The sequence below is a fragment of the Microcystis sp. M109S1 genome (genome assembly GCF_020247025.1).
Lineage (GTDB): Bacteria > Cyanobacteriota > Cyanobacteriia > Cyanobacteriales > Microcystaceae > Microcystis.
The window spans coordinates 1-9,338 of record NZ_JADBRW010000036.1 but is presented as its reverse complement, the minus strand read 5'-3'; the positions used below and the strand labels follow the sequence as shown (position 1 = coordinate 9,338).

The window sequence follows — 9,338 nt, the reverse complement described above, 5'->3', positions numbered from 1 at the left end:
CCTCTGGTTAAGATTATTAGGTAGAGGAGGAACCAGAACCAGAGCGATTGATGAATTAGAGGCCTTGTCTCCTAGTCATCCCTTTAAATCAGCTTCCTTAAAATTATTATACAATTTGAGTAGGAACTTGCAAGCCTTACCCAAAAGAACCCAGGAGGAGAGGAAATTTATTATGCGTTTAGCTCCTTTATACGAACAAGATAGAGAAGCAGCGATTCAACAAGGAGAAGCCATTGGACTTCAAAAGGGCAGAATCGAAGGGATTCAACAAGGAGAAGCCAAGGTAGTGCTACGCTTACTTAACCGACGTTTTGGTCAACTTCCCCCGCATATTACCGAAACTATCCAAAAACTCTCAGTAGAAAAATTAGAAGACTTAGGAGAAGCATTGCTAGACTTTAAGAGTCAAGCTGACTTAATCAATTGGCTTAATCAAACCTAAAATCTTCGGGAAAGGTCATTTAAAACTCCTCTAATTGTTTTCTTTATCTATCGGGAAATTGAGAGCTTTATCGAATAGGGCAAGGTCTTGGAAATTAACTACACTATCTCTAGGAAAATCTGGCGTTGCTGATTTGAGTTCTGAACATTCTTTGGTGGGATTTTTAAAACCTGGACCCAAACTAACTTTTGGATAGGACACACATTTGGCATTCATAGCTTGATTCAGCAACGCCGAATAACCTTATACTACTCCTAATCACTTCTTATCTCTTGACAATGACCTTAAAAACCGATCACGGTAAAAGCCATCCTGTCGGTGCGACTGTCTTGGCCGATGGTGTCAACTTCTCACTATTTTCTAAGTATGCCACGGCGATCGAATTATTATTATTTGATGATGCTAATTCTCCCGTACCTAGCCGGACTATTCTCCTCACCCCGCAAACAAACCGCACCTTTTTCTATTGGCATATTTTCGTTCACGGTATTGGAGCCGGTCAAGTGTATGCTTATCGAGTCCATGGTCCGGATAATCCGGCCCAGGGTCATCGCTTCGATCCTGATAAAGTAGTTCTTGATCCCTATGCGAAAGCGATTGTCGGTGCGGAAATTTATGATCGGCAATCTGCCAGCGAAAAAGGCGATAATTGTCATCGAGCTTTGCGGGGTCTGGTAGTGGATCCGGGCTGCTATGATTGGGAAGATGACGCACCGCTACGCACTCCCTACTCTGACAGTTTTATCTACGAAATGCACGTCGGTGGCTTTACTCGTAACCCGAATTCCGGCGTTAGCGAGGAAAAAAGAGGTACTTTTGCGGGATTAATCGGAAAAATACCCTATTTGAAAAACCTAGGCATTACTGCCGTGGAATTGTTACCGATTCATTACTTTGATCCCGCTGCCGCCATGCCGGGGTTAACTAACTATTGGGGTTATAGCACGATCGGCTTTTTTGCGCCCCATGCCGGTTACAGTAGCGATCGCTCACCCCTGGGTCCTTTGAATGAATTTCGCGATCTGGTGAAAGCGTTACACAAAGCGGGGATCGAAGTGATTCTCGATGTAGTTTTCAATCATACCGCCGAGGGAGACGAAATCGGGCCAACTCTTTCCTTGAAAGGTATCGATAATCGCACCTACTACATCCTCGACGGGGAAGATAAAAGCCTCTATAGCAACTATACCGGCTGTGGTAACACCCTCAAGGGCAGTCATCCCATTGTTGGCAAAATGATTCTCGATTGTTTGCGCTATTGGGTGTCAGAAATGCACGTGGATGGTTTTCGCTTTGACCTGGCGGCCGTATTATCGCGCAATGTGGACGGGGAACCGATTCTGCAAAAAGGTTATAACATGATCTGGGCGATCGAATCGGATCCTGTCTTAGCTGGGACAAAATTAATCGCCGAAGCTTGGGATGCGGCAGGATTGTATAGTGTCGGTCAATTTGTCGAATTTGCCGATTGGTTTTCCGAGTGGAATGGTCCTTTTCGCGATGATGTGCGCGCTTTTGTCCGGGGAGATACCGGCATAGTCAGCAAATTAGCGGCGCGGATTTTAGGAAGCCCCGACATATACCACAGACCTGACACCGATGTCAATAGAAGTATAAATTTTGTTACCTGTCACGATGGCTTTACCCTTAACGATCTAGTTTCCTACGACGAGAAACACAACGAGGCTAACGGCGAGGAGAATCGGGACGGTGGCAACGATAATTTTAGCTGGAATTGTGGGATAGAAGGGGAAACCAATAACGAGAGGATTAAAACCCTGCGACTGCAACAAATAAAAAATCTCTTAACGATCCTGTTTATTTCCCAAGGAACACCTATGCTGTTGATGGGGGACGAAGTGCGACGCACCCAAAAGGGCAACAATAACGCCTATTGTCAGGATAACCAGTTAAGTTGGTTCGATTGGAGTGCGGTAGAGCAAGAGTTCGATCTTTGGTGTTTCGTAAGGAGACTGCTCGATTTTAATAAAAAATTAGCTCTTTTCCGTCAGGAAAAATTGCTAGAAGTCACCTATACCAGTCTTGAACCCCATCTCAGTTGGCATGGCGTACAGTTGAGTAAACCCGATTGGTCGGAAGATTCCCACAGTTTAGCTTTTTCCCTGCGTCATCCCAAGGCGAATGAGTATTTACACATTATGCTCAACGCTTACTGGGAATCTCTCAACTTCCAGTTACCCCCCTTGGGACAAGGGGAAAAATGGCATCGTGTCATCGATACTGCTTGGCAATTGTCCGAGGCAGCCTGTGATTTGGATGCCGCAGCCGCTATTGAATCGGAAACCTATCGGGTGCAAGCGCGTTCGGCGGTAGTTTTAATCGTTAAACCAGTATAACAAGAGGAGAGATATTGCCCGATCGACCGATGTTGAATGCTTTAACTAATGAACAATGGCATCAATTCAATCGTCAAGTGGAAAAACGTTATTTATTTGCGGAGCAATAGCTGAAATGATGCGGCTTTCATTAGCGAAACGGGTATCGATTCTCTCTTTGTGTTTAATTGGTTTTTCCCTGCCTTGGACCGCGTTCAGCGTTTCACCAGTACAGGCGAACCTAGAACCGACTGCGATCGCTATTGGTGATCCCGTCCGGGAAGAAAAGCAAGCTCGGCAGTTAGTAGAATGGTTGGGAACTAAACAATACGACAAGGTGATTGCAGCTTTGTCACCCCAACTAAAACCCCTCTGGACTGCCGAAAAACTGCAAAAGGTCTGGGAAAGCCAAGTCACTGACAATACTGGACCGTTTAAGCGCATTGTCGAAAGCAAGCTACTCGATGCTATCAATGCCAATCTGGTGATTGTCACCGTTGAATTTGAGAAACTCACTGAAGATGTGGTAATTACCTTTAACCGGTCTGGTCAGATAGTTGCCGCCGATTTTCCCGAATTTCGCAGTATTTCTCAGATTGGCATCGCTTTTGTCGCGGCTTTGGTCAATAAAGACTACGGCCTGGCCAGAGGTTATCTACACCCTTTCCTGAAAGCTGAGGTTTTCCCCACCAGAGTACAAGGCGCTTGGGAGAATTTACTTAAGCGTACCGGCCCCGTGCGTCAGATCTTGGGAACTCAGGTCAGAAAAGGTTCGGATACGGACGGTGTGGATCTGGTGTTGGTGTCGATTCAATTTCAAAAACTGACGGATACTTTAATCCTCGTTTTTGATGATCAAAAGCAGATTGTCAACGTGGATTTCCCTTTAGGCAATTAGTAATCAGCCGAAATAACCCCGTAAATTGAGTTGGAGACGACAAGTTATGTTAGATAAAATCGAAGTTCCCATCGAAGCGATCGCAGCTAGGGAGATTCTAGATTCCCGCGGCCGTCCCACTATCGAAGCGGAAGTGCTGTTAGAATCGGGGGCGATGGGTTTGGCCCAAGTTCCCAGTGGTGCTTCTACGGGCAGTTTTGAAGCCCACGAATTGCGCGATGATGATCCCCAGCGTTACGGTGGTAAGGGTGTCCTGAAAGCGGTTCGCAATGTCTACGAAAAAATTGTCCCGGTTTTGGAGGGGATGAATGCTTTCGACCAAGCTAGTATCGATTTAGCTATGATCGATCGCGATGGCACGGCCAATAAACGAGAATTAGGAGCTAATGCTATCCTGGCCGTCTCTCTCGCTACGGCCAAAGCGGCGGCGGCGGATCTGGGATTGCCTCTCTATCGTTATCTCGCCGGTCCGATGGCCAATGTGCTACCCGTGCCGATGATGAACGTGATCAATGGTGGTTCTCACGCTGATAATAACGTCGATTTTCAGGAGTTTATGATCTTCCCCATCGGGGCCGATTCTTTTAAGGAAGGTTTGCGTTGGGGGGCGGAAGTATTCGCCGCTTTGGGTAAGGCCTTGCACGAACGCAAATTACTGACCGGTGTGGGCGATGAGGGCGGTTATGCTCCGAATTTGGCTTCAAATCAGGAAGCTTTGGATATTTTGATCGAATCGATCGAACGTGCTGGTTATAAACCAGGGTCGGAGGTGGCTTTAGCTATGGATGTGGCTGCCAGTGAATTCTATCGGGATGGTCAATACATCTACGATGGTTCCGCCCATTCTCCCGCCGAAATGGTGGATTTTTTGGCTAGTTTAGTCGATCGCTATCCGATTGTTTCCATTGAAGACGGTTTACACGAGGAAGATTGGGATAACTGGAAATTATTGACCGATAAACTGGGGGCGCGGATTCAGTTGGTGGGCGATGATTTGATGGTGACTAATCCCATCCGTCTGCAAAAAGCGATCGATCTCGGTATTGCTAACTCGATCCTGATTAAACTCAATCAGATCGGTTCTTTGACGGAAACCCTACAAACGATCGCCCTGGCTACCCGTCACGGTTATCGTTCTGTCATCAGTCATCGTTCCGGAGAAACGGAAGACACCACGATCGCAGATCTGGCGGTGGCTACTAATGCCGGACAGATTAAAACTGGTTCTCTCAGTCGCAGTGAACGGGTGGCTAAGTATAATCGCTTATTACGCATCGAAGAAGAATTGGGCGATCGGGCGGTGTACGCGCCGAAAGTCGGTTTGGGTCCAAAATTCTTGGCCTAAAATTTGAAAAAAGTCTTGCAGTGATCGAAAAAGGGTGTTATACTAAAAACACTGATAACTGATAACTGGTCACTGACTATTGTGGTACTTCGCTGAAACCCTTTTCGGCGAAGTGTTTATTTTTGGCCTTTTTTCTGCACGAAGGTATGATTTTTGGATCAAAGGTGTTACACTGAGGGTACTGATAACTGATAACTGGTCACTGACTATTGTGGTACTTCGCTGGAACCTTTTTCGGCGAAGTATTTATTTAAGAGGGTGTTGACCAGAGAGAGGACGATTGGCGCACCGATAAAAGCCACTAAACCCTTAACTGCGAATCCCGGGACGAGGATCGAGGCTAACCAGAAACAAAAGCCATTGAGAACAAGGATAAAGCCACCGAGGGTGAGAATAGTAATCGGTAGGGAAAGCAGCCCTAGAATCGGTTTAACCAGTCCGTTGACTAAACCGATAACTGCCCCCGCAACCATGGCCACAATAAAGCTATCGACTTTAACACCGGGGAAGATAATATCAACCACTAATAAACTCAGGGCAGTGGCAAGAATATTTAAAAGAATGCCGATCATAAATTTCTCCTTAATTTTTCTGCAATCACCCCCATTTTATGGCAACTTTAAGGAGAGCAAGCTTAATATAGAATTAAGATTCACTAAAGTCTTTTTGAGGTACAAGCAATGTTTCTTCGCCTAGTTTGTGCGTTTTTTTTGCCGCCCTTAGCCGTATTTTTGACTACGGGACTGAGTTTAGACTTTGTTATTAACATCATCTTAACTTTAATCGGTTATGTCCCCGGCATTATCCACGCTTTCTGGATTGTCTCCAAAGAAGCGGAGAATTCCTAATTAGCACCCCAGGAGATGCCAGTTTTTCTAGTCGCTGCATTAGACATCTCCAATAATTAAGATTTTAGCTGGGTGGATCAGTCTTCTAGCCTGATTTCTGGAGAGGTATATTACACGCGGTTAATAGGACAAAATTAACCAGACATATCGAACGGAGTCTTTGATCTAGATGCTTAAAGACTGATTGAGGATAAAATACCCAGTTTCAATGGACAAGAGCTTATCTCATAGCAAGGAGAGAGTTAAACGGCTCTCTCCTTAATTATTGCTATTCGTCGTCGTCGTTGGCGCCAACTTGCTTGAGATGAATATGTTTTCTCCCCAAAGTAATTTCAAATTCATCTCCCGGTTTGAGTCCCATTTTTTTGGTGTAGGCCGAACCGATTAGGAGATTATTATTGGATTGGACACTGATCCGGTAGCTGGCCGAGCGCCCACCTCGTCCGTGGCCATTGGCACTGCTATCTAAGTCAATTCCCTCGGCATCGATTAGAGCATTGAGAAATTTCATCATATTAACGCGTTCAATACCATTTTTTGTCATGGTATAGTAGCCGCATTCCCGGGCTTTTTCCTCTTTGCTGAGGTTGCCTAGCTGTTTAACTTTCTCAATTAGTTCGAGGCCAGTCAGGGGTTCTGGATTGGTAGTTTTGTTCATTTAAGTTCGCGGCAGATAAGTAAAGGTTAGGGTCATCAAGGCTAATCGAGGAGAATTGCTTCCCCCGACCAGAAACAATCGGGTTACGATTGCTCTCTACACTCATCTTACACGGTATAAACTAAAAATTATCACTTGCTTGAGGAAATTGATTGTAAGTGATTACACTGGATCTCTTGATCGAAATCTTAACAGAATTTATCAATGTTGATCGAGATGCCGGGGTAAGGGAGGTTAGTCTTTCTGTCATCAATGAGAGCAGGGGGTAGGATAGAGATCAAGAGGTAAAAATGAGGGATAATGAAGCTAACAACTAGGGGTCACTATAGTGTTAAAGCCTTGCTGGATCTTAGTTTACAACCGAGGGGAACTCCCGTATCGGTAAAATCGATCGCCCTGCGTCAAGATATCCCGGCCGCTTATCTAGAGAAATTGCTGATAGAAATGCGACGAGCGGGGTTAGTTCGCTCCTTTCGGGGAGCACAAGGGGGTTATCAATTGGCCAGGCCGGCAAATCGTATCTCGTTGGGGCAAATTTTGGAGGCAGTGGGAGAGACGATCGAGCCATTATCAGGCTATCATCCCAAGGACGAACAGGCAGAAGATTGGGTGACATTTACTATCTGGAAACACCTACACGAGAAATTAAAAGAGGCCCTAGGGAAGATTACCTTAGCCGATTTATACTACGATGCCCGTAGCTGGATCGCCGCTAGGGGAGAGGAAACCAGCTTTATTGTTTAGTAGTTTAGAAGTTATGACAGCAACAACACAAGCAAAGATTTATGGGGGGGGTTGTCACTGTGGAGCGATCCGTTTTCAAGTGGCGATCGAGCATGAGCAAGCTCTAGACTGTAATTGTTCGATTTGTCAGAAAAAAGGCTTTCTGCATCTGATTGTTCCTTCAGCACAATTTACCCTCCTAAGCGGTGAAGATTTTTTAAGTACCTATACATTTAATACCCACACAGCCCAACATTATTTTTGTCGTGTTTGTGGTATTCATCCTTTCTATCGTCCCCGCTCCCATCCTGACGCTATAGATATAAACCTGCGCTGTTTGGAGGGCAATGTCTTAGGGGATTTTCAGATCCAGTTCTTTGATGGGGCTAACTGGGAAGAGAATATTGAGAAAATTCGGGATATCGATGGGAAAAGGGAGTAATTGTGAAGGAAGCGGCAACGGCGATCATTTTGGTATTAGGGGCAGTTTTAGATTATCTGATCGGCGATCCTTGGGGATGGATTCATCCAGTGCAGGTGATGGGGGCGATTATTGCCGTTGCCACAAAAGTTATCCTTAATTGGACGCGGGAAAAAATTTGCCAACGTTTAGCGGGCATAATTCTGGGACTAGGTTTAATTATCTTGGCCGGGGTCTTAACTTGGCTAGGAATCCAATGGTTAGGTCAGGTCAATTTGCTGCTGAGTTGCCTAGTACAAATGATTCTCTTGGCTAGTTGTTTAGCCGGTAGAAGTTTACGCAGGGCTGCCGAAACAGTCATCGCACCTTTACAAGCGGAAAATATCACCTTAGCTCGTTGCCAACTAAGTTTATACGTTGGTCGCGACACAGATAATCTCGGCCGGGAAGAAATCCTCCGCGCCCTATTAGAAACCGTCAGTGAAAATGGTGTGGATGGAGTTACCGCGCCGCTTTTTTATGCCCTTCTCGGTGCTTTTCTGGGGGTGGGGCCAGTGCCCCTCGCTTGCGCTTATAAAGCCGCTAGTACCCTCGATTCGATGATTGGCTATCGTCGGCCACCCTACACCCATATTGGTTGGTTTAGTGCCAAAAGCGAGGATGTTTTGACATGGCTACCTTGTCGTTTGACGGTCTTAACTCTCGCCCTAATTTCGGGCCAGCCGGAGCGGGTTTTAAGCATTTGTTGGCGCGATGCCCGTCGGGATCCTAGTCCTAATTCTGGTTGGAGTGAATGCGTCTATGGGGCGATTTTGGGGGTGCAATTGGGGGGTAAAAATCAATATCGGGGCCAGATTGTGGAAAAACCTTTATTGGGCGATAACCTCAACCCGATTACCGTCAAAACCGTCGAACAGGCTTTGAATTTAACTCGTACTTGTGTATTACTTTGGCTGGCGATCGCTGTCAGCTGCTTGATTGCTAGAGATTTTGCTCAATTGTAGCGACCACAGGCGACGGCGTTGACGGGGTTGACGCTGCCAGTAACGGATAATCAGGGAGAAGGTCAAGAATAGGGATTGCAGTATCTGTATCTGTCCCCAGAGACGTTGATAGTTTTGTCTGAGATAATAGCTTTTCGCCCCGGCGATGATAATATATTCCGGAGCGGGGTAAAAAATGTGGTGTAAACGTCGTTCCACCCGGTTTAAAATTTTGGTCACTCGCCCTAAAATCCGCCGCAATTGCCACAATTTCCAGACTAGAAAGCAATTAAATAAAGTTAAGCCTAGATTGAAGCCGAGGACAAAAAAGAACATGGTCGAGGCGATGGTCGAGTTATGCCAATTTTAACCCACATTCCCCACTTCAAAGTGTAGGGGAAAGAAATCTATTGACGCTCCCGTCGCGCTCAAGCGAGGGATTCTTGATTCACCGATGTGGACTTCGACTAAGTAGGGCTTGCTGAAAAAGCCTGAAATGCCGATAGGAAAAAGGTTTCGACTCAATAAAGTCGAGAAAAAAGTCCCAAAAAAAGGTAAAATACCCTAAAAGCCAGGCACTTTTTTCATCCCGTACAGATGTATCGTATATCGACAGCAACTCCCTCAGAACCCGAATCATTTGAACTGCCCTTTGGCGGAAAACTATCAGATGAAAACCGTTGG

At 45.8% G+C, this 9,338-nt stretch carries 11 protein-coding genes; 8 read left to right on the top strand and 3 right to left on the bottom strand.

Translation table 11 applies throughout. The features are described from left to right. From IM322_RS01530 to eno, 4 genes are all read left to right on the top strand, one after another. Positions 1-442 (top strand): DUF4351 domain-containing protein (locus IM322_RS01530; RefSeq protein ID WP_287676094.1); only part of this gene is annotated, 442 nt, incomplete at its 5' end. Between the two features lie 278 nt (positions 443-720). After that, positions 721-2,799, top strand: a complete 2,079-nt coding sequence (gene glgX / locus IM322_RS01525; protein WP_287676092.1) for a glycogen debranching protein GlgX — start codon at positions 721-723, stop codon at positions 2,797-2,799. A 115-nt stretch (positions 2,800-2,914) separates the two neighbouring features. After that, on the top strand, positions 2,915-3,676 hold the full coding sequence (locus tag IM322_RS01520; RefSeq protein WP_287676091.1) for a DUF3887 domain-containing protein: 762 nt from the start codon (positions 2,915-2,917) through the stop codon (positions 3,674-3,676). Positions 3,677-3,722: 46 nt separating this feature from the next. Continuing rightward, positions 3,723-5,021 (top strand): phosphopyruvate hydratase, encoded by a 1,299-nt coding sequence (gene eno / locus IM322_RS01515; RefSeq protein ID WP_287676090.1) that lies wholly within the window; start codon positions 3,723-3,725, stop codon positions 5,019-5,021. A 206-nt stretch (positions 5,022-5,227) separates the two neighbouring features. Here the strand turns inward: eno and IM322_RS01510 are convergent, their stop codons facing one another. Beyond that, positions 5,228-5,593 carry a phage holin family protein gene (locus IM322_RS01510; RefSeq protein WP_286825186.1) on the bottom strand — a complete coding sequence of 122 codons (366 nt, stop codon included), beginning with the start codon at positions 5,591-5,593 and terminating at the stop codon, positions 5,228-5,230. Between the two features lie 108 nt (positions 5,594-5,701). Here IM322_RS01510 and IM322_RS01505 point away from each other — a divergent pair, with 108 nt between their 5' ends. Beyond that, the gene (locus IM322_RS01505; protein ID WP_002798187.1) at positions 5,702-5,869 is read left to right on the top strand and encodes a YqaE/Pmp3 family membrane protein; all 168 of its coding nucleotides are present in this window, start codon (positions 5,702-5,704) and stop codon (positions 5,867-5,869) included. A 268-nt stretch (positions 5,870-6,137) separates the two neighbouring features. Here IM322_RS01505 and IM322_RS01500 read toward each other — a convergent pair whose 3' ends face one another. Then, a complete protein-coding gene (locus tag IM322_RS01500; protein WP_287075741.1) occupies positions 6,138-6,527 on the bottom strand; it encodes an AbrB family transcriptional regulator in 390 nt (129 codons plus the stop codon). 300 nt (positions 6,528-6,827) lie between these two features. Between IM322_RS01500 and IM322_RS01495 the strand changes: the two genes are divergently transcribed. The 3 genes from IM322_RS01495 to cbiB are packed head-to-tail and all read left to right on the top strand — an operon-like array spanning position 6,828 to position 8,675. Beyond that, entirely contained in the window at positions 6,828-7,271 is a 444-nt protein-coding gene (locus IM322_RS01495; RefSeq protein WP_287075738.1) for an Rrf2 family transcriptional regulator, read from the top strand. Beyond that, complete coding sequence (locus IM322_RS01490) at positions 7,219-7,692, top strand: GFA family protein (protein WP_287676089.1); 474 nt, start codon at positions 7,219-7,221, stop codon at positions 7,690-7,692. Before IM322_RS01495 ends, IM322_RS01490 begins: the two co-directional genes overlap by 53 nt. 2 nt (positions 7,693-7,694) lie before the next feature. Beyond that, positions 7,695-8,675, top strand: coding sequence for an adenosylcobinamide-phosphate synthase CbiB (gene cbiB / locus IM322_RS01485; RefSeq protein WP_287676088.1), 981 nt, complete (start codon positions 7,695-7,697; stop codon positions 8,673-8,675). On the opposite strand, the gene IM322_RS01480 is transcribed toward cbiB, so the two are convergent. Beyond that, positions 8,616-8,990 (bottom strand): hypothetical protein, encoded by a 375-nt coding sequence (locus tag IM322_RS01480; RefSeq protein ID WP_287676086.1) that lies wholly within the window; start codon positions 8,988-8,990, stop codon positions 8,616-8,618. The two genes, cbiB and IM322_RS01480, sit on opposite strands and share 60 nt — an antisense overlap. Between the last annotated feature and the right edge of the window lie 348 nt (positions 8,991-9,338).